Below are 19,263 nucleotides of genomic sequence, written 5' to 3'. Positions count from 1 at the left end.
CCCGATCCGCATGGGCGAGTCCGACGAGGCCCCGGACCTTCCCGAGGGCATCGAGTACGGCTTCGACCAGCTCGACAAGGAGACCAAGGCCGGGCTGCGCAGCTTGAACAAGCAGCTCGCCGAGGCCGTCGGCAACCGGCTCATCGCCGCCGCCGCGCTCCTCGCCGAGGACGACGTCGAAGGCGCGCTCGAGCAGGCCCGCTACGCCCGCCGCAAGGCGTCCCGCGTGGCCGTGGTCCGCGAGGTCACCGGTGTGGCCGCGTACGGCGCCGAAGAGTGGCAGCTGGCCGTCAACGAGCTGCGCGCCGCGCAGCGCCTGGGCGGCACGCACGACCACGTGGCGCTCATCGCGGACTGCGAACGCGCCCTTGGGCACCCCGAGCGCGCGATCGACCTGTACCGCGAGTTCGGCAGCGACGAGAGCGTCGACCCCGAGGTGCGGGTCGAGCTCCTCATCGTCGCCTCCGGCGCCCGCCGCGACATGGGCATGGGCGAGGCCGCGACCGCGATGCTGAAGGTCGGCGGGCTCAACTCGCCGAAGACCGAGCCCTGGGTCGCCCGCCTCCGCTTCGCGTACGCCGAGGGCCTGCTGGCCGACGGCCGCGAAGACGAAGCCCGCGAATGGCTCTCGAAGGCGGTCGCCGCCGACGAGACCGGCGAGACCGGCGCCGCCGAGCGCCTGCTCGAGCTCGAGGGCATCGTCGTCGAGGAGTACGACGAGGACGACGAGTTCGAAGACGAGGACGACTACGAGGACGACGAAGACGGCCTCGAAGACGACGACGAGGACTCGGACGACGACCGCGACGTGCGGGCCGACTACGACGACCGCGACGTGGAAGCCGAGGACGACTACGACGACGAAGACGACGAGGACTTCGACGACGAAGAAGAAGACTTCGAAGACGACGAGGAGTCCGAGGCCGACGTCAAGGACGACGTGAGGACCGGGACGACCCCCGCGCCGCCTTCGACCACTCCGTTCGCGACTCCGGCGGCTTCCAACGCCGAGTCGACCCCCGACGCTGAGGAGTCCGATGACTCGACTGAAAGGCGCGCCTGAGGCTCTCGCCGGCGCTTACGACCAAGCGCTGCTCGACCTCGACGGCGTCGTCTACCTGCTCAGTCAGCCGATCCCGGAAGCGGCCGCGACCCTCGCGGCCCTTCCGGGGCTCGACTGCGACCCGGTGTTCGTCACCAACAACGCCTCACGCAGCCCCCAGACGGTCGCGGAGGCCTTGCGCGGCATGGACATCCCGGCCGAGGACACCCAGGTGCTCACCTCGGCGCAGGTGGTGGCCGAGATCCTGCGCGAGCGGCTCGGCGAGGGCGCCCGGATCCTCGTGACCGGTTCGGAGGCGCTGCGCGTCGCCGTCGAGTCCCAGGGCCTGGTGGCGACGACGGATCCGAAAGCGGCCCAAGGCATCGGCTACGGCATGATCCCGTCCTTGACGTGGCGGGACCTCGCCGACCTGACCATCGCGGCCCGCAACGGGGCCCTGTGGGTGGCGACGAACCTCGACGCCACCCTGCCCACGCCGGACGGTCCGCTGCCCGGTACGGGCGCGCTGGCCGGGGCGATCAGCACGGCGCTGGGCCGCGGCCCGGATATCGTCGCAGGGAAGCCGGAGCCGGGGATCTACCGCTCGGCGTTGGCGCGCAAGCCCGGTGCCCGCGCGGTGATGGTCGGCGACCGGCCGGACTCGGACATCGAGGGCGCCAACCGGGCGGGCATCGACTCGCTGCTGGTCTTCACCGGTGTCGTCTCGCCGCGCGAGGCGCTCGCGCTGCCACCCGAGCAGCGGCCGACATACCTCGGCTGGAGCCTTGCCGCCCTGACCGAGTCGCACCCCGAACCCGACTGGAACGACGCTGTCGACCGCATCGAGTGCGGCGGGTGGACGGCGGCCTTGGACGGCAAGGAGATCCGTCTCAGCGGCCAGGGCGCCGAACTGGACGCGTGGCGGGCCCTCTGCGAGTTGAGCTGGGCCGCAGCCGATATGACCGGCTACGAGCCGACATCGGCGCCGATCCCGGTGGGCGAGGCCGCAGAAAAGCTCCTGTCGGCCTGACGAAGGCAAGCGAGAAGCCCGGACTGCCGCAGTCCGGGCTTCGTTTTCTTTACGGCGCTGCACCGGTGGGGCGCAACGCCTCAGGGCATGGTTCGGCTACTTGTCGACCTTGAGGGCCTTGCGCAGCTTGGCGAGGTCCTTCACGGAGGCCTTGATCTTGATCTTGCCGGTCAGGAGCGCCTTGGCGGGCTTGAGCTCCTTCTTGGACAGGGCGATCAGGTCGTCAGAGCCGATGAGGATGCGGACCTCGGCGTCGGCGGCGTCGCCGTCGAGCAGGTCGGTCAGCTTGTTGCCGGAGAGCTTGGCGCTGAAGGCCTGGTTCAGGTCGGTGATCTCAACGGCCAGCGTGCGCTCGAAGTCTTCTTCGAGCTCGAGCTCGTCGGACTTCCTGGCGACCTTGCCCGCCATCTTCTCCAGCACATTGCGGCATTCGTCAACAGTGGCCATACGGTCCTCCCGGATAGTTCTTGAGCTCGAAGCGCTCGACTGCCGAGAGATTACAACGTGGCCCGAATGCCGTTGCGTCCGACCGGGACGCATTTGACCCTTGGGACGCTCATGCAGATTCACGGCTCGCAGGCGTCGCCGCGGCCGGGCGCGGGACGGGCCTCACGGCCCGCGCCCGCGCACCCTACGCACCTCGCGCTGTCCAAGCCGCCCAATGCGAACCGACGGCGCGAGCAGGGCCGTCTACAGCACGCCGCGGAGCTTCATGAGGTCCATCATGTTGGCCTTCAACTTGACCTGGCCTCCGGTGAAGGCCTTCATGAAGTCGAGCTCCCCGGCGACGAGCTTGAGCAGGTTGTCCGAGGAGACGATCATGCGGATCTCCGCGTCGGGGTTGTCGCCGTCGGTGATGCCGGTCAGCTTGCCCTGGTCGAACTTGCCGTTGAACGACACCGAGAGGTCGGTGATGTCGGCGGCGAGCGAGCGCTGGAAGCCCTGGAGCTTGCGGACCGTCTTCGGGTTCGAGGCGAGGTTCTCCGAGAACTGCTCGAGTGCGGTCCGGCATTCGTCGATGGTGGCCATGGGCCCTCCTGTTTCGATCGGCGCGGGCGCGGCAGTGCGCCCCGTCAGAATGTTACCGGCCAGTACGACCTCGCGGGCGAGGCCGGGCACCGGTAGCTTGGCAGTACCGTTGACGCCAGAGCCAGACTACGGCTCGCGAGCCTCACCGAGGCGGGGACGCCAACCCGCGGACTCGGCAGACCCTGAAGGGAGTGGGACCACCATGACGGACTCCGCCCGCACCTACTTCGACGCATTCCTCGGCATGGCCGGCGAACCCGCGCGCCGCGCCCGCAATCTCGCCGGCAAGGTCCGCGAGGACCTCCGCACCGGCACCGAGCAGGTACGCGAGCAAGGCAGCCGCACCGCCACCGACCTCGGCCGACTCATCCGAGCCGAGTTCGACGCCAGCCTCACCCGCCTCGGCGTCGCCACCCAGGCCGACCTCGACGACCTCAACCTGCGCCTCGAGCACTCCGAAGAGCAGGTCCGCGATCTCCGCATCCGCCTCGCCGAAGCCGAGGCCCGCATGAACGCCGCGGAGAAGCGGGCTCCCGCCGAGACGCCCCCGTCCGACTCCGCCGCGACCATGGAGCCGATCGACGGCGAGGAAGAGGACGCATGACCGACACGCCCAGCCCGGGGGCCCTGGCCAGCCGGCTGAAGCCCGCAGCCGACACCGACGACGTCGAGATGGAGGTCGAGGAGGCCCTCGGCCGCCTCGAAGCCCTGCCGGACCTGCCCGTCACCGAGCACGTCCAGGTCTTCGAAGGCGTCCAGCAGCGCCTCTCCGAGATCCTCAGCAACGTCGACGACGCCTAGCGTCCAGCCTTAGAAAGCACCGATCCCGCGCCATGCCGACGCGCTACCGACTCGACGCCGAACTCGTGCGCCGCAAGATCGCCCGCTCCCGCGAGCACGCCCGCGAACTCATCGCGGCCGGCCGCATCCACCTGCGCGGCATCCCCGCCACCAAACCCGCCACGAGCGTCACCGGCGACGACTCCATCCGCCTCGTCGGCGACGCGGACGACTACGTCTCCCGCGGCGCCCACAAACTCATCGGCGCCCTCGACGCCTTCGACGTCGACCCGAAGGGCCTGCGCGTCCTCGACGCCGGCGCCTCCACCGGCGGCTTCACCGACGTCCTCCTGCGCCGCGGCGCCGCCCAGGTGCTCGCCGTCGACGTCGGCTACGGCCAGCTCGCCTGGAAGCTCCAGACCGACGACCGCGTCGTCGTCCACGACCGCACCAACGTCCGCCACCTCACCCCCGAGCAGCTCGGGGGCCGGGTTGACCTGACGGTGGGGGATCTGTCCTTCATCTCCCTCGAACTCGTCCTCCCCGCGCTGGCCGCGTGCACGAAACCCGAGGGCATGATGCTGCCGATGGTCAAGCCGCAGTTCGAGGTCGGCAAGGGCCAGGTGGGCGCCGGCGGGGTCGTGGGCGACCCGGCCCAGCGCGCCGACGCCGTGTGGGGCGTGATCGAGAAGGCCGGACAGCTCGGCTGGACCACCACCGCGGTGGCCGCGAGCCCGCTGCCCGGCCCCAAGGGGAACGTGGAGTTCTTCTGCCGCATGGTCACCGAAGGCGAACTGATCGACCGAGCCGGAGTCGACGCGGCCTGCGGCGTTCCCTAAGCGAAGTCGGCGGCGATGATCGCCTCCAGGTTCCGCTCTGCCAGCGCCGTGATCGTCACGAGCGGATTCACGCCGATCGAGCCGGGGATGAGCGAGGAGTCGGTGGCGTACAGCCGCTCATACCCGTTGAGGCGCCCGTATCCGTCGGTGGCCTTGCCGAGGACGCAGCCGCCGAGCGGGTGGTAGCAGAAGTCGTCCGCGAAGGCCCGGTCGTCGCCGAACAGGTCGTAGCGGTACGAGGTGCCGTGCCGCTCGTTGATGCGGTCGAACATCGACTTCGCGGCGGCGACGCCCGGCTGCGCCTGCTCGAGGCTCCAGTCGAGCACGGCCTTGTCGGCGGCGGCGTCGTACGTGAAGCGGCCGCGCTCGGGGTTGTCGGTGATCGCGAGGTAGAGGCTGATCCAGGTCTCGATGCCCGCCGGGAGCGGCGCGAGCTCGGCGAAGACCCGCGCTTCAGGGTTGTCCCAGTCGTCGATGCCCATCACGGGGATCGTGGACTGCTTGAGCCCGGTGGGGTTCCAGAGGTGGTTGGCGCGGGCGGTCATGACGTTCCCGTTGGGGCCCCAGCCGGAGCCGACGGCCTCGTCGAGGTCGGGGAGCGCGCCGGTGTCGCGGGCGCGCAGGAGCAGCTCGGTGGTGCCGAGGCTGCCCGCGCCGAGGAACAGGTGGCGGCACGTGAGGCGCTTGGTCTCGATGAGCTCGTCCGCGTCGCCCCGGTGCTCGACCGTGAGGGCGTAGTTCCCGTCGGCGTCGAGCTCGATGGACCGCACCTGGTGGCGGGCGGCGATGGTGACCTTGCCGGTGGCGAGCGCGGACGCGAGGTAGGTCTTGTCGAGGCTCATCTTGCCGTGGTTGTTGCCGTAGATGACCTCGCCGCCGAGGGCGGACTTCTCAGCGGTCCCGGCGGCTTCGCGCTCCATGTAGTCGAAGTCGTAGACGTCGGGCACGAAGACGGTCTTGATCCCGGCGGCCTCGGCCTGGGCGGCGGCCACGCGGCTGAAGCGGTAGTACTCGGTGGACTTGTAGAACTCGGTGTCGATGGTGTTGACCTGGAGTTCGGTCTGCGCGAGCGGGAAGTAGCGGTCGTACATCGCGTTCGCGTCGACGCCGGGGAGGACCTCTTCGAAGTAGTCGCGGCGGGGGACCACCGCCATGCCGCCGTTGACGAGTGAGCCGCCGCCGACGCCGCGTCCGACGTAGACGGACATGTCCGCGTAGTTGACGCGGTCGAGGACGCCCGGGTAGGGGTCGATGTCCCGGTTGACGACGTCGAGCCACAGGAGCGTGGACAGGGGCGCTTCGGTGCGGCGCTTGAACCACATGCTGCGCTCGTCGGGACTGGTCATGGTGCAGAAGACCTTGCCGTCCCCGCCCGGTTCGTTCCAGAGGCGGCCCATCTCGAGGACGGTGGTCTCGATCCCGGCTTCGCCGAGGCGCAGGGCCGAGACGGCCGCGCCGTAGCCGGAGCCGATGACGATGGCGGGGACGTGGGCGCCGTTCGCGGCGGCGGCCCGGGGTCCGACGGTGGTGAGCCCGGCCGCCGCGGCGGCGGTGAGCGCCGAGTAGCCGAAGAGTTGTCTGCGTGTCGCCACGGGGTCTCCCTTGGTATCTGGTGGTGTTGGGGACACATTGTGCCGCAAGGGATCACACCTAACCAGGGCTCAGAGCGGCTTGTCTCCCAAGGGAAGTCGGATGCAGTGCTTTCACGCGGAACCGCTTTGTGCAAGCGTTATCCTCGGTATGCTCTCCGGTACTCCCGGTGAACCCGCCTGGAGTACAGTTCGAGGCCCTGGAACCGTCTGAGTAGGAGCGCGAGTGGAGCCGCAGCAGAAGCCGAGCCGGGTCTTGGTGGTCACGCATCCGCTGCGCGAGGACGTGGCCGAACTCGCTGACAAGCTCGCCGCCGCCCTGCGGGCGGAGGGCGTGGAGGTCAAAGTCTGCTCCGGCGCGACCCAGTCGCTCCAGCGCCCCGACGCGCTCGTGGTCGGCAGCGAGGTCACCGGCGAGACCGCCGACCTCGTGCTCGCCCTCGGCGGCGACGGCACGGTCCTCCGCTCGGCCAAGATGGCCGCCAAGGCCGACGTCCCGCTGCTCGGCGTCAACTTCGGCAAGGTCGGCTTCCTCGCCGAAGCCGAGACCGGCGAACTCGAGACCGTCGTCTCACGCCTCCTCGACGGCGAGTACACGGTCGAGGAGCGCACCGCGCTGGCGGTCGAGGCCCTCGGCACCGACGGCGCGCACCACGTCTCCTGGGCCTTCAACGACATCGCGGTGGAGAAGGCCGAGCCCGCGCGGATGCTGGAGCTGTACATCGAGATCGACGGCACCCGCATCTCCCGCTACGGTTCCGACGGCGTCGTCGTGGCCTCGCCGACCGGTTCGACCGCGCACGCGATGTCGGCGGGCGGCCCGGTGGTCTGGCCCGATGTGGATGCCCTCGTGGTGGTCCCCATGAACGCGCACGCCCTGTTCGCCAAGCCGATGGTGGTGCACTCCTCCTCCGTGATCCGCATCGGCGTGGAGTCGGTGGGCACCGAGGGCTCGCTCATCGCGGACGGCAAGGAGCTCACGCGGCTCACTTCGGGATCGACGGTGACCATCCGCCGCTCGGACCGCCCGGTACGCCTGGTGCGCATGTCCAGTCAGCCCTTCGCCTCCCGGCTCGTGTCGAAACTCTCTCTGCCCGTTGACGGTTGGCGTCACGGCCGCATCTGACCCCGCTCGGCCGCCGGATGTCAGACAGACCGGCTAGGCTTCGAAGCGTGTTGGAGGAGCTTCGCATCCAGAACCTGGGCGTGATCGCTGACGCCACCTTGCCGCTCGATTCCGGCCTGACCTGCATCACCGGTGAGACCGGCGCCGGTAAGACCATGGTCGTCGCCGGTCTGGGGCTGCTGTTCGGCGGTCGTGCCTCCCGTGCCCCCCTCGGCGCGGATAAGGCCCTTGTGGAGGGCCGATTCGCCGTACCCGAGAGCGCGCTCGAACTGCGTGAACGCGCGATCGAGGCCGGTGCCGACCTCGAGGACGGCGAGCTGCTGCTGGCCCGCTCGGTGTCTTCGGAGGGCCGCTCGAAGGCCTGGGTCGGCGGCCGTTCCGCGCCCGTCGGCGTCCTGGCGGAACTGGGCGAGCTGGCGATCTCGGTGCACGGCCAGTCGGACCAGATGCGGCTGCTGCAGCCCGCCGAGCAGCGGGCCGCGCTCGACCGCTTCGCCGGGTCCGACCACGGCAAGATCCTCGACGCCTACCGCGCCGCCTTCCACGAACTCGGGGCCTGCGCCGCCGAGCTCTCGCGCCTGCGCACCAGCGCCCGCGAGATGGCCCGCGAGGCGGACATGCTGCGCCTCGGCCTCGAGGAGATCACCGCCGTCGACCCGCAGGAAGGCGAGGACGCCGAGCTCGCCGAAGAGGCCCGCCGCCTGGAGAACGCCGAGGCGCTGCGCCTCGCCGCCGCCACCGCGCACGGCGCGATCAGCGGCGACCCGTCCACAGGCGAAGGCGGTGCGACCGACACGGTCGGCGCGGCCGCCCGCGCCTTGGAGCACGACGCCCACTCCGACCCGAAGCTCGCCGAGTTCGCCGAGCGCCTGGCCGAGGCCGGCGCGCTCCTCGCCGAGGCCGCCGTCGACCTCTCCGCGTACCTCGACGACCTCTCGGCCGATCCGCGTCGCCTCGAGGAGATCTACCAGCGCCAGGCGGCCATGAAGACGCTGTACCGCAAGTACGCCGAGGACCTTCCCGGCGTGCTGGCCTGGGCCGAGAACGCCCGCAAGCGACTCGGGGAGCTCGACGTCTCCGATGAGCGCGTCGCCGAGCTCGAATCCCAGCACACTGAGCTCACCGTGCGGGCCGCCGAGCTCGCCGCCCAGCTGCGCGCCTCCCGCCGCGCCGCCGCCGAGCGCTTCTCCGCGTCGGTCTCGGCCGAACTCAAGGGCCTCGCCATGCCGCACGCCGAGGTCACGGCCGCGGTCGAGCCGCGACCGGCCGGTCGCGGCGGCATCGACCTCGCCGTCGAGACGGCGGTCTCCGGCGCGACCGAGGACGGCGCCGACGAGGTCGAGCTCCTGCTGCGCCCGCACCCGGGCTCACTGCCCGCCGCCCTGCACAAGGGCGCCTCGGGCGGCGAGCTCTCCCGCGTCATGCTCGCGATCGAAGTGGTCTTCGCCGAGATCGGCGGCCCGCCCGTCCTCGTGTTCGACGAGGTCGACGCCGGGGTCGGCGGCGGGGCCGCGATCGAGATCGGCCGCTGCCTCGCCAAGCTCGCCCGCCGCCACCAGGTGCTGGTCGTCACCCACCTCCCGCAGGTCGCGGCCTTCGCGGACCGCCACCTGGTGGTCTCGAAGGACACGTCGGGGGCCGTCACGGTCTCGGGCGTGAGGGTGGTCGACGACGCGGAGCGGGCGCGTGAGCTTGCTCGCATGCTCGCCGGGATGCCCGATTCGCACCTGGGCGTGGCCCACGCCGAGGAACTGCTCGCAGAGGCTGCGAAGATGAAGTCCTGACGACGCTCGATCGGCACGGCCCGCCCCGGCGAGCCGTCGCCTCGGAGCGTGCGATCGGATGGCATGATGATGCACGATGCGTGTACCTAGCTTGCGTTTGCCCGGGCGGAACCCGGAGGGTGATCCCTCCGATGATCGGCTGGTCGGCACCGCCCGCCTCGACCGCCGTACGAAGCGGTTGTGCGGCCGGCTCGAACCCGGCGACATCGCGATCATCGACCATGTCGACCTCGACCGGGTCGCCGCCGACACCTTGGTCGGCACCGGCGTCCCGGTGGTCGTGAACGCCGCCAAGTCGATCTCCGGCCGCTACCCGAACCTCGGCCCCGAAGTGCTCGTCAAGGCCGGGATCGTCCTCATCGACGGTGTCGGCGACGAGATCTTCGACCGCGTGCGCGAGGGCCGGTCCGTCTCCGTAGACCTCGAGGCCGGGCAGATCTACTCCGGAGGCGACCTGATCGCCGAAGGCGCGGTCCAGACCGAGGTCACCGTGGGCGCCGACATGGAGGCCGCCAAGGAAGGGCTCTCGATCCAGCTCGAGGCGTTCGCGGCCAACACTATGGAGTACCTCAAGCGCGAGCGGGACCTCCTGCTCGACGGCGTCGGCGTGCCTGATGTGAAGACCTCCTTCAACGGCCGCCACGCGCTCATCGTCATCCGCGGCTACAACTACAAAGAGGACATCGACGTCCTTCGCCCGTACATCCGCGAGTTCAAACCCGTGCTCGTGGGCGTCGACGGCGGCGCGGACGCCCTCCTCGAAGCCGGGTACACGCCCGACATGATCGTCGGCGACATGGACTCCGTCTCCGACGACGCCCTGCGCTGCGGCGCCGAGATCGTCGTCCACGCCTACGCCGACGGGCGCGCCCCGGGCATGGAGCGCATGGACAAGCTCGGGGTCCCCGCGATCCCGTTCCCGGCCGCGGCCACCTCCGAGGACATCGCCATGCTCATGGCCGACGAGAAGGGCGCTGAGCTCATCTGCGCCGTCGGCACCCACGTCACCATGGTCGAGTTCCTCGACAAGGGACGCGGCGGCATGGCCTCCACCTTCCTCACCCGGCTGCGCGTCGGCGGCAAGCTCGTCGACGCCAAGGGCGTCTCGCGCCTCTACCGCCAGGACATGTCGATCTCCGCACTGCTCCTGCTCATCGTCTCCGGGCTCGCCGCGATGGCCACCGCCGTGGCCATCTCCACCGTCGGGCGCTCATTCGTCGACGTCATCGCCGACTGGTGGGACGGACTGCTCTACCAAATCCAAAGGCTGTTCTCGTGATCAACTTCCGCTACCACCTGGTGAGCCTCACCGCGGTGTTCCTCGCCCTCACCGTGGGCCTCATCCTCGGCACCGCCGCCCTCAACGGCCCCGCCATCCAGACCTTCGAGAACACCATCCAGAGCCTGCGCGACAGCAACGAGCAGCTGCGGGAGCAGGCCCAGCAGATGGAGAACGACCTCGAGGACGACCAGGCCTTCGCGAACGCGGTCGCCCCGTCCTATCTCGCCGGTCAGCTCACCGCGCGGAACGTCCTCGTCGTCGCCCTGCCCGGCGCCGAACCCGAAGTCGTGGACGGCACCGTCGAGATGCTCGGCTACTCGGGGGCCACCGTCTCCGGCCGGATCTCGATCCTCGACGACTTCTTCGACCCGGCCAACACGGGCACCCTCGGCGATCTCGCGGAGCGGACCACCCCCGACACGATGACCACGCCCGTCACCTACGACGGCGTGACCGCGATGAGCTATGTGCTCGCCGCCGTCACCACCGGTGAAGCGGCGGGCGCGACCGTGGCGATCACCCCCGGCGCCATCACCACCGTCACCACCGGCCTGACCGAACTGGGGATGCTCACGGTCGAGACCACGCCCACGGGCGTCGCCGACGGCGTCGTCATCATCGCCGGGTCCGGCTTCGTCGACTCCGACGCCGCCGACCGCAACGCCGGCATGGTCGCGTTCACCAACGCGTACGCCGCCGACGACCCCACGGTCTACGCGGCCACGACCGACACCGGCGACGGCAATCCGATCAAGACGCTCCTCGCCGAGAACAGCGAGACCGTCGCCACCGTCGACAACGTCGCCCTCACCCAGGGACAGATCGCCGCCGTCGCCGCGCTCGCCGATTTCATCAACACCGGCACCGTCAACCACCTCGGCACCGGGGAGGGCGCTTCAGACCTGCTTCCCGGCGCGGCCTAGTATCGCGGCCATGAGCCAGCTAACGCGCACGGTAGGGCGGGCGTTCATCGGAGGCCTCGCCGCGGGCGGCACGATGGCCGCGATCAGCGCCGTACGCCGCTCCAAGTGGGCGGCCGAACTGGAACGGGTCAACCACAAGGGCGACACCGTGTCCCTGGCCGAAGGCCCCGGGATCACGGTGGGCGCCACCGCCGGAGCGGTCCTCGGGGCGAACTCCCCGGCGTACGCGGCCGCCGCCGCCACCGCCGGACTCACCGCCGGAGCGGTCGGCCTCTACGACGACCTCGCGGACGCCAAGGGCGAGAAGGCCAAAGGCTTCAAAGGCCACGTCGGCGCGCTCCTCAAGGGCCGCGTCAGCGCCGGACTCGTCAAGGTCCTCGGCATCTCCGCCGCCGGGATCGCCTCCGCCGCCCTCATCGACCTGCAGAACGGCGAACTCACCGACGAGCGCCGCCCGCTGCTGCGCCGCGTCTGGAACGTGGGCGTCGGCGGCGGCGTCATCGCCGGCGCCGCCAACGTGATCAACCTCTTCGACCTGCGGCCCGGCCGCGCCCTCAAAGTGGTCACCCTCGCCTCCGCGCCGCTCTCTCGCCCCGCCGGGCCCAAATCCCGCCGCCGCACCGCGGCCGGCGGCGCGAACACCGCGCTCGCCGTCTCCGCGGCCGCCGGCGCCGCGATGGCCGAAGACCTCGACGGCAAGACCATGCTCGGCGACGGCGGCGCGAACGCCCTCGGCGCGCTCCTCGGCCTCGCCTACATCGCCCGCACCGGCATGATCGGCCGCCACGTCGCCCTCGCGGGCGTCGCGGCCCTCATCGCCGCCTCCGAAAAAGTGAGCTTCACGAAAGTGATCGCCGAGACGCCCGTGCTGCGGGAGTTGGACGAGCTGGGTCGGACGAAGTCTTGACCGAGACCCGACGCGAAGTCGGTCGTGCCGCCTCGGTCATCGGTGCGATCACCGTCGCCTCCCGCCTGGCCGGATTCGGCCGCACCATGGTGTTCACGTGGGCTGTAGGCGCCGGGACCCTCGGTGCGGTCTACCAGACCGCCAACGGCATCCCGAACATCATCTTCGAACTGGTCGCCGGAGGCGCGCTCGCCGCCCTGGTGATCCCACTGCTCGCCGCGCCGCTCGCGAGGCACGATCCCGACCAGGTCAGCCGCATCGCCTCGGCGCTGCTCACCTGGGCGCTGACCATCCTCGTCCCGGCCGGGCTCCTCGTGGCCGTATTCGCCCGCCCGATCATCGAACTCCTCTCCGGCGGCGGATACTCGGAAGCGGGCGTCGACGCCGGCACCCAGATGCTCGTGCTCTTCGCCGCGCAGCTGCCGCTCTACGGCGTCGCCGTCGTCCTCACCGGCATCCTCCAGTCGCACCGGCGCTTCGCGTGGCCCGCGCTCGCCCCGCTCCTCTCGAGCGTCGTCATGGCCGGGGTCTACGTCCTCTATGGACTGCTGTCCGGCCGCAACGACAAGGTCGAGCAGATCACCGAGAGCGAACTGATCCTCCTCGCGCTCGGCACCACCGTCGGCGTCGCCGTCCTCGCCGGATCGCTCATCATGCCCTTGCGCGGCCTGGAACTCCGCATCCGGCCCGCGTGGAGACTCGAGACCCACGTGGCCTCGGGCCTGAAGTCCCTCGCCATCGCCGGAGCCATCACGGTCGGCGCGCAGCAGCTGTGCCAAGCCCTGCTCATCACCCTCGCCAACCGCGCGGGAGAAGGACCCGCCGCGGTCTTCACCATCTCGCAGACCTTCTTCCTCCTGCCCTGGGCCATCCTCGCCGTCCCCCTCGCCACCGCCGCGTACCCCGTCCTCGCCGAGGCCTACTCGCTCGGCGAGAACGACCGCTTCGAGCGCCGCCTCTCCCAGACCGGCCGCGCGGTCCTGCTCCTGTCCGGTCTCGGCGTCGCCGCCCTCGCCGGCATCGCCGAACCCATCGCGACCGTCCTGTCCTCGGTCTCAGCAGACCAGTCCGCGGACACCCTGGCGCAGTTCCGCGACACCCTCACCGGCCTCGCCTTCGGCCTGTTCGGCTACTCGATGTTCGCGATCTACTCGCGGGGCCTGTACGCCATCGGCCGCAACAAATACGCCGCCGGTGCGACCTCGATCGGTTGGGGCGCAGGGGCACTGGCCGCCGTCATCCTCTCGATGACCATGCCCGTCGAGGACCGCACCCTGGCGCTGGCCATCGCCTGGACCGTGGGCATGACCGTCATCGGCCTCGCCCTCACGGCCGCCATCGCGCGCCACACCGGCGCCGCGAGCCTCAAGGGCATCCCCCGGGCCGCGCTCGCCACCGTCGTCGCCGCGATCGCGGCAGTCCTCGCCGCCCGCGAGATCATCGCCTTCTGGGGCCACGCCGAATCCTTCTATTCGGCCCTCGTCCAGGGCGTCGTCGTCGGCGCCGCGGTCGGCGTCGTCTATCTCGGCCTCGCCGCGCTCATCGGCGGTTCCGGTGTCGTGCGGCCCGTCCTGCGACGCGCTGGCATAATCCGAGCGTCTGAAGAACCCGACGAGAGCGCGCCCGAAGGCCAAGCGCCCGACGACAGCGCCTCAGACGACAGCGCATCCGACGACCATGCACCCGAAGCCCAAGCACCCGACGAACCCAGTGGAGCAGACAAGTGAGCCATCGCCGTATCGCCTTGGTGCTCGGCCCTTCGACCGGCGGCATCGGGACGCACGTCGCGTCGCTCGCGGCGGGCCTCGTCGAACGAGGCGACGCCGTCCTGGTCGTCGGCCCGCCCGAGACCGAGGAGCGCTTCGGCTTCCGCGCCAAGGGCGCGCGCTTCGCGCCCGCCCCCATCACCGCCAAGCCCTCGCCCGAGCTCCCGCTCGCCTGGTGGGCGGCCCGGAACGCCTTGCGCGGCATCACCGGTCGCGGCGTGGACCTCGTGCACGCGCACGGCCTCACCGGCGGCCTGACCGCGCTCGCGGCCCGCCCCTCGGGCGCGGCCCTCGTCACGACCTGGCACAACCAGCTCATCACCTCCGGTATCAAGCGGCGCGTCTCCGACGAGCTCGAGAAGCGCCTCGCGCGCGGCGTCGACGTCGCCCTCGCGGCCTCCTCCGATCTCCACGAGCACCTGATCGACCTCGGCGCGCGCGACGCCCGCCTCGCCCCCGTCGCCGCCCCGCCGCGCATCGCCGTCAGCGACGCCGGCGCGATCCGGGCCGAACTCGGCATCGGCGACCGCCCGCTGCTGCTCTCCGTCGGCCGCCTGCACCCGCAGAAGGACTACGACACGCTCATCGCCGCCGCGCAGCGCTGGACCGCCCTCGACCGGCAGCCGGTCGTCGCGATCGCCGGCGACGGGCCCGAACGGATGCGCCTGCAGGGACTCATCGACGCTTCCGGGGCCGACGTGCGCCTCCTCGGCCACCGCACCGACGTGGCCGACCTCCTCGCGGCCGCCGACCTCGCCGTCATCTCCAGCCAGTGGGAGGCCCGCCAGCTCTTCGCGCAGGAGGTCATGCAGGCCGGCGTGCCGCTCGTGACCACCCGCACCGGCGGCATCCCCGAGCTCGTGGGCGACGCCGCCGCGTACTTCGAGGTCGGCGACGTGGACGGCCTCGACCAGACCGTGCACGGTCTCCTCGACGACCCCGACCGCCTCGCCTCCTACGGCGAGAAGAGCCTCGCCCGCGCCGCCACGTGGCCCGACGAGGCCCAGATGCTCGACTCCCTCGACGCGCTCTACCTGGAACTGACGGGAAGATAGCGCCGCCGTGTCGCGAAAACTCGATGCCGGGCGCCTGACCCGCAAAGCCCGCAAAGCGATCGCCCGCGGCTTCACCGAGAACCTCGGCAGGATCGGCGCCTGGACCGGCGTCGCCGTCCTCGCTGCCGTGGCGGCCTTCCAGCTCCTCCCCGAAGACGGCGAGGAGTCGCTGCCCAGCACGGTCGATGCCGTGGTGCTCCTCGGCGTCAGCGGCCTCACCTGGACCGACATCGACGCCCAGACGACCCCGAACCTCGCCGAGCTGGCCCAGGACGGCTCGCTCGCCGAGCTGAACACGAACTCGGGCCGCAACTTCACGTGCGCCCTCGACGGCTGGCTCACCCTCTCGGCGGGCGCTCCCGCCGTGAGCGACCCCTACGGGCAGGGCTCGTCGTGCGAGCCGGTCTCGGCCGACCGGATCGGCGTCGAGGACGGCACCGCGACCGTGGGGGACATGACCGACCTCGTGACCCTCAACCGCGACCTCGACCGTGGCACGCAGCTCGGCACCCTCGCCGCGGGGACCAGCTGCGCGACCGCGATCGGCCCCGGCGCGGCGTACGCGACGGCGAACTCGGTCGGCCGCGTCGCCGACTACTCGCCCGGCCTGCCCGCCGGAGACGAGCTCCAGGAGACGCTGGCGGAATGCCCCCTCACCGTGGTCGACGGCGGCATCCTGCCGGTCGAGACCCAGTCGCGGGCCGATGCGCTCGCGCAGCTCGACGCCACCGTCGGCGAGCTCGAGGCCGCCCGCGGCGAGAACTCGGCGCTCATCATCTCGGGGATCGGCCAGGTGGCCGAACCGGACCGGCTGCTTGCCACGGTCGCGAACTTCGGCGACGAGGACGGCCACAACCTCCTCGACCTGCCCGCCGAACGCCCCGGCTACCTGCGGCTCACCGATCTGACCGCGACCATCCTGACGCTCCTGGACTCGCCGCTCCCTGACACCGTGACCGGCACCGCCGCCGGGGCCGCCGAGGACTCGCTGACCTATGAGGACCGTCAGGCGGTGTTCGACGACACCGACACGCGCCTCATGGCCGCCGACGCTGCCGCCCCTGCCACCCAGTGGCTCCAAGTGCTCCTGTTCCTCGCCCTGACCTTCGTGGCCTGGCCGCTGCTGCACCTGCTGCGCCGCGCAGGGCAGCCCGGCGTCAAGCCGCCGCCGCTGTGGCTCATGCGCCTGAACATCGTCTCGGCGCTCGTGTGCGCCCTGTTCGTGGCCGCCGCGATCCTCGCCGACTTCTTCGGCTGGTGGTCGGCCGCGCGTCCCGGCGTCGTCGGGCCGCTCACGGCCCTCGGCATCGCCGTCGTGTGCGCGTTCGTCGCGATCGTCCTGCCCGGCCGGCACGGGCCCGCGAGCCTCATGATCTCGGTGTCCGCCTTCGGCATCATCGTGACCGTCCTCGCGATGCTCCTCCACACGCAGGACCCCCTCGGGACCCTCCTCGGCGACTACACCGTGGCCGATTCTGCCTCGAACGAGCTCGGGCCGGTCGCCACCGGCATGTTCATCGCCTCGCTGTGGCTGCTCGCCGCGACGGTGTCGTGGCGGCTGCCGCGCCGCTTCCAGTCCCCGGCCATGGCCGGGATCGGCTGCGCCGGCGTGATCGTCGCCTCGGCCGGGTTCCTCGGCGACTCCGTCCCGGCGGCCGTGGCCATCATCGTCGGCACCTGCCTCGCGGCCGCGCTCGCCACGGGCGGCTGGGTCACCTTCCAGCGCTTCGTGTGGTCGGGCCTCGCCGGGGTCGCGGTCCTGTTCGGCCTGATGTGGATCGACTTCCAGCGGCCCGCCGCCGAACGCGGCGAGCTCGGCTCGTTCCTCGGCGACATCATGGGCGACACCAACGGCGTCATCGCCTCCGGCGTCGGCTCGAACATCGTGGCGGTCTTCACCTCGCCGCTGAGCGTGCTCACCGTCATGGCCGGGGCCTACTGCTGGCTCATCCTCCTGCGACCGGGCGGCGGCCTGCGCCGGGCCTTCGGCCTGTATCCGCCGCTGCGGGCCGGGTTCTCCGCCGCCGTGGTCGGCGCCGCCGTCGCGGGCCTCCTCCTCGGCAAGGGCCTCATGAGCCTCGGCTCGGCGCTCGCCGTCATGGTTCCCTTGGCGGTCATCATGAGTCACCGCGTGCTGGCCCGCGCGCACGTCAAGGACGGCCAGTACTCGGACATGATCGTCGACGCACCGTCGTGGGTCGATGAGGAAAACGACGGTGAAAGTGTTAGTGTGGAATCCCGTGGATGATGCGATCCACCGGCTGCTTTTCTAGCGGCTCGTTCGCCACGAACATCACGGGAGTCCGCCTTGGCCAGCGCCGCTAATGGTCAGATCCGTTCCACGAAGCACCTCTTCGTCACCGGTGGAGTCACCTCCGCTCTCGGCAAGGGCATGACCGCCGCGAGTCTCGGCAATCTGCTGACCGCGCGCGGCCTGTACGTGGTGATGCAGAAGATCGACCCGTATCTCAACGTCGACCCCGGCACGATGAACCCGTACGAGCACGGCGAGGTCTTCGTCACGGACGACGGCGGCGAGACCGACCTCGACATCGGCAACTACGAGCGGTTCCTCGACCGGAACCTGTCGAAGCACGCCAACGTGACCACGGGCCAGGTGTACTCCGACGTCATCGCCAAGGAGCGCCGCGGCGACTACCTCGGCGCGACCGTGCAGGTCATCCCGCACATCACCAACGAGATCAAGTCGCGCCTCGCCGCGATGGCCGACCCGGACCCCGAGACCGGGCGCGTCCCGGACGTCGTGATCACCGAGGTCGGCGGCACCGTCGGCGACATCGAGTCGCTGCCGTTCCTCGAGGCGATCCGCCAGTACCGGCACGACATCGGCCGCGACAACTGCTTCTTCCTCCATGTCTCGCTCGTGCCGTACCTGGCCGCGTCCTCGGAGATGAAGACCAAGCCGACGCAGCACTCGGTGGCGCAGCTGCGCAGCATCGGCATCCAGCCCGACGCGATCGTGTGCCGCTCGGACCGGCCGCTGCCGGACGGGCTCAAGGGCAAGATCGCCGGGTTCTGCGACGTGGACGAGGCGGCGGTCGTCTCCGCGCCGGACTCGAAGTCGATCTACGAGATCCCCAAGACCCTCCACTCGGAGGGCCTTGACGCGTACGTGGTCCGCAAGCTGGACCTGCCGTTCCGCGACGTCGACTGGACCCGCTGGGACGACCTGCTCGACCGCGTCCACAATCCGGTCGCCACGGTCGAGGTCGCGATCGTCGGCAAGTACGTCGAGCTGCCCGACGCGTACAAGTCCGTGGTCGAGGCGCTGAGCGCCGCCGGTTTCGCGAACCGCGCGAAGGTCAAGGTCCGCTGGGTCATCTCCGACGAGTGTTCCACCGCCGAGGGCACCGCGAAGGCCCTCGCGGGTGTCGACGCGGTCGTGATCCCGGGCGGCTTCGGCGACCGGGGCGTGCCCGGGAAGCTGCAGGCGCTCACGTGGTCGCGCACCCGGCTCGTCCCGACGCTCGGGTTGTGCCTCGGCATGCAGTGCATGGCGATCGAGGGCCTGCGCGAGGTCGCCGGGCTCGTCGGCGCGAACTCCGAGGAGTTCGACCGCGAGGCCGAGCACCTGGTCATCTCCACGATGGCCGACCAGACGGACATCGTCGCCGGGCGCGGCGACATGGGCGGCACGATGCGCCTGGGCACCTACCCGGCGCAGCTGGCCGAGGGCTCGATCGCCGCCGAGGTCTACGGCGCCACGGAGGTCAACGAGCGCCACCGTCACCGCTATGAGGTGAACAACGCCTATCGCGACCAGCTGCTGAAGTCCGGGTTCGTGATCTCGGGCCTCTCGCCCGACGGCCGACTCGTCGAGTTCATCGAGCTCGACCGCGACGTGCACCCGTACTACGTCGCGACCCAGGCCCACCCGGAGCTGAAGTCGCGCCCGACCCGCCCGCACCCGCTCTTCGCGGGCCTGGTCGAGGCGGCCCTCAAGCGCCAGGCCGCCGAGCGCCTCGATCTCGAAGCGGCGTAAGCGAGCACGGAAGAAGAAGGCGGGCCGCTCCCGATGGGAGCGGCCCGCCGTTCGCCGGCGGCACCCAGCGGGCGTCGGGGGGGGGCCGTGCCGGGTGGCGCCCGGGGG

At 71.0% G+C, this 19,263-nt stretch carries 17 protein-coding genes; 14 read left to right on the top strand and 3 right to left on the bottom strand.

Annotated elements, in window-relative coordinates; all coding sequences use genetic code 11:
- Positions 1–10: 10 nt before the first annotated feature.
- Entirely contained in the window at positions 11–1,063 is a 1,053-nt protein-coding gene (locus tag O1R50_RS11820; protein ID WP_270110232.1) for a hypothetical protein, read from the top strand.
- Positions 1,038–2,072, top strand: a complete 1,035-nt coding sequence (locus O1R50_RS11815) for an HAD-IIA family hydrolase (RefSeq protein ID WP_270110231.1) — start codon at positions 1,038–1,040, stop codon at positions 2,070–2,072. The genes O1R50_RS11820 and O1R50_RS11815 overlap by 26 nt, the downstream gene beginning before the upstream one ends.
- Positions 2,073–2,168: 96 nt before the next feature.
- On the opposite strand, the gene O1R50_RS11810 is transcribed toward O1R50_RS11815, so the two are convergent.
- Entirely contained in the window at positions 2,169–2,519 is a 351-nt protein-coding gene (locus O1R50_RS11810; RefSeq protein ID WP_270110230.1) for an SCP2 sterol-binding domain-containing protein, read from the bottom strand.
- A 243-nt stretch (positions 2,520–2,762) separates the two neighbouring features.
- Positions 2,763–3,101, bottom strand: a complete 339-nt coding sequence (locus O1R50_RS11805; RefSeq protein WP_270110229.1) for an SCP2 sterol-binding domain-containing protein — start codon at positions 3,099–3,101, stop codon at positions 2,763–2,765.
- A 202-nt stretch (positions 3,102–3,303) separates the two neighbouring features.
- Here O1R50_RS11805 and O1R50_RS11800 point away from each other — a divergent pair, with 202 nt between their 5' ends.
- From O1R50_RS11800 to O1R50_RS11790, 3 genes are read left to right on the top strand one after another with little or no spacing between them, the layout of a single operon-like run.
- The gene (locus O1R50_RS11800; RefSeq protein ID WP_270110228.1) at positions 3,304–3,705 is read left to right on the top strand and encodes a phasin family protein; all 402 of its coding nucleotides are present in this window, start codon (positions 3,304–3,306) and stop codon (positions 3,703–3,705) included.
- Positions 3,702–3,902 carry a hypothetical protein gene (locus tag O1R50_RS11795; protein ID WP_270110226.1) on the top strand — a complete coding sequence of 67 codons (201 nt, stop codon included), beginning with the start codon at positions 3,702–3,704 and terminating at the stop codon, positions 3,900–3,902. Before O1R50_RS11800 ends, O1R50_RS11795 begins: the two co-directional genes overlap by 4 nt.
- Positions 3,903–3,934: 32 nt before the next feature.
- Positions 3,935–4,720, top strand: a complete 786-nt coding sequence (locus O1R50_RS11790) for a TlyA family RNA methyltransferase (RefSeq protein ID WP_270110224.1) — start codon at positions 3,935–3,937, stop codon at positions 4,718–4,720.
- Here O1R50_RS11790 and O1R50_RS11785 read toward each other — a convergent pair.
- On the bottom strand, positions 4,717–6,312 hold the full coding sequence (locus tag O1R50_RS11785; RefSeq protein ID WP_270110223.1) for a GMC oxidoreductase: 1,596 nt from the start codon (positions 6,310–6,312) through the stop codon (positions 4,717–4,719). The genes O1R50_RS11790 and O1R50_RS11785 overlap by 4 nt on opposite strands.
- Before the next feature lie 223 nt (positions 6,313–6,535).
- On the opposite strand from O1R50_RS11785, the gene O1R50_RS11780 reads away from it, so the two are divergent.
- The 9 genes from O1R50_RS11780 to O1R50_RS11740 all read left to right on the top strand — a co-directional run bounded on the left by O1R50_RS11780 (position 6,536) and on the right by O1R50_RS11740 (position 19,155).
- Entirely contained in the window at positions 6,536–7,435 is a 900-nt protein-coding gene (locus O1R50_RS11780; protein ID WP_270110222.1) for an NAD kinase, read from the top strand.
- 47 nt (positions 7,436–7,482) lie between these two features.
- Positions 7,483–9,219 (top strand): DNA repair protein RecN, encoded by a 1,737-nt coding sequence (recN, locus tag O1R50_RS11775; protein WP_270110221.1) that lies wholly within the window; start codon positions 7,483–7,485, stop codon positions 9,217–9,219.
- A gap of 76 nt (positions 9,220–9,295) precedes the next feature.
- Positions 9,296–10,498: a putative cytokinetic ring protein SteA gene (steA, locus tag O1R50_RS11770; RefSeq protein ID WP_270110220.1), complete on the top strand. Its 1,203-nt coding sequence runs from the start codon at positions 9,296–9,298 to the stop codon at positions 10,496–10,498.
- Positions 10,495–11,424 (top strand): copper transporter, encoded by a 930-nt coding sequence (locus O1R50_RS11765; RefSeq protein ID WP_270110219.1) that lies wholly within the window; start codon positions 10,495–10,497, stop codon positions 11,422–11,424. The genes steA and O1R50_RS11765 overlap by 4 nt, the downstream gene beginning before the upstream one ends.
- Before the next feature lie 10 nt (positions 11,425–11,434).
- Entirely contained in the window at positions 11,435–12,331 is an 897-nt protein-coding gene (locus O1R50_RS11760) for a hypothetical protein (protein ID WP_270110218.1), read from the top strand.
- On the top strand, positions 12,328–14,058 hold the full coding sequence (murJ, locus tag O1R50_RS11755) for a murein biosynthesis integral membrane protein MurJ (protein WP_270110216.1): 1,731 nt from the start codon (positions 12,328–12,330) through the stop codon (positions 14,056–14,058). The genes O1R50_RS11760 and murJ overlap by 4 nt, the downstream gene beginning before the upstream one ends.
- Positions 14,055–15,152: a glycosyltransferase family 4 protein gene (locus O1R50_RS11750; RefSeq protein WP_270110215.1), complete on the top strand. Its 1,098-nt coding sequence runs from the start codon at positions 14,055–14,057 to the stop codon at positions 15,150–15,152. Before murJ ends, O1R50_RS11750 begins: the two co-directional genes overlap by 4 nt.
- A 7-nt stretch (positions 15,153–15,159) precedes the next feature.
- Positions 15,160–17,400, top strand: a complete 2,241-nt coding sequence (locus O1R50_RS11745; RefSeq protein WP_270110213.1) for a hypothetical protein — start codon at positions 15,160–15,162, stop codon at positions 17,398–17,400.
- Between the two features lie 144 nt (positions 17,401–17,544).
- Positions 17,545–19,155, top strand: a complete 1,611-nt coding sequence (locus O1R50_RS11740) for a CTP synthase (protein WP_408612682.1) — start codon at positions 17,545–17,547, stop codon at positions 19,153–19,155.
- Positions 19,156–19,263: the final 108 nt, after the last annotated feature.

Source organism: Glycomyces luteolus (assembly GCF_027622875.1).
GTDB lineage: Bacteria > Actinomycetota > Actinomycetes > Mycobacteriales > Micromonosporaceae > Glycomyces > Glycomyces luteolus.
Note: the sequence above shows the minus strand (reverse complement) of the source record. Positions and strands in the feature narration are given on the sequence as shown.

What these genes read in the sequence shown, in the direction of transcription:
- O1R50_RS11760 (WP_270110218.1), top strand. Translation starts at nt 11,435, where the DNA reads ATGAGCCAGCTAACGCGCACGGTAGGGCGGGCGTTCATCGGAGGCCTC.
- O1R50_RS11815 (WP_270110231.1), top strand. Translation starts at nt 1,038, where the DNA reads ATGACTCGACTGAAAGGCGCGCCTGAGGCTCTCGCCGGCGCTTACGAC.
- O1R50_RS11805 (WP_270110229.1), bottom strand. Translation starts at nt 3,101, where the DNA reads ATGGCCACCATCGACGAATGCCGGACCGCACTCGAGCAGTTCTCGGAG.
- O1R50_RS11795 (WP_270110226.1), top strand. Translation starts at nt 3,702, where the DNA reads ATGACCGACACGCCCAGCCCGGGGGCCCTGGCCAGCCGGCTGAAGCCC.
- O1R50_RS11740 (WP_408612682.1), top strand. Translation starts at nt 17,545, where the DNA reads ATGACCGCCGCGAGTCTCGGCAATCTGCTGACCGCGCGCGGCCTGTAC.
- O1R50_RS11810 (WP_270110230.1), bottom strand. Translation starts at nt 2,519, where the DNA reads ATGGCCACTGTTGACGAATGCCGCAATGTGCTGGAGAAGATGGCGGGC.
- O1R50_RS11790 (WP_270110224.1), top strand. Translation starts at nt 3,935, where the DNA reads ATGCCGACGCGCTACCGACTCGACGCCGAACTCGTGCGCCGCAAGATC.
- O1R50_RS11800 (WP_270110228.1), top strand. Translation starts at nt 3,304, where the DNA reads ATGACGGACTCCGCCCGCACCTACTTCGACGCATTCCTCGGCATGGCC.
- O1R50_RS11820 (WP_270110232.1), top strand. Translation starts at nt 11, where the DNA reads ATGGGCGAGTCCGACGAGGCCCCGGACCTTCCCGAGGGCATCGAGTAC.
- steA (WP_270110220.1), top strand. Translation starts at nt 9,296, where the DNA reads ATGCGTGTACCTAGCTTGCGTTTGCCCGGGCGGAACCCGGAGGGTGAT.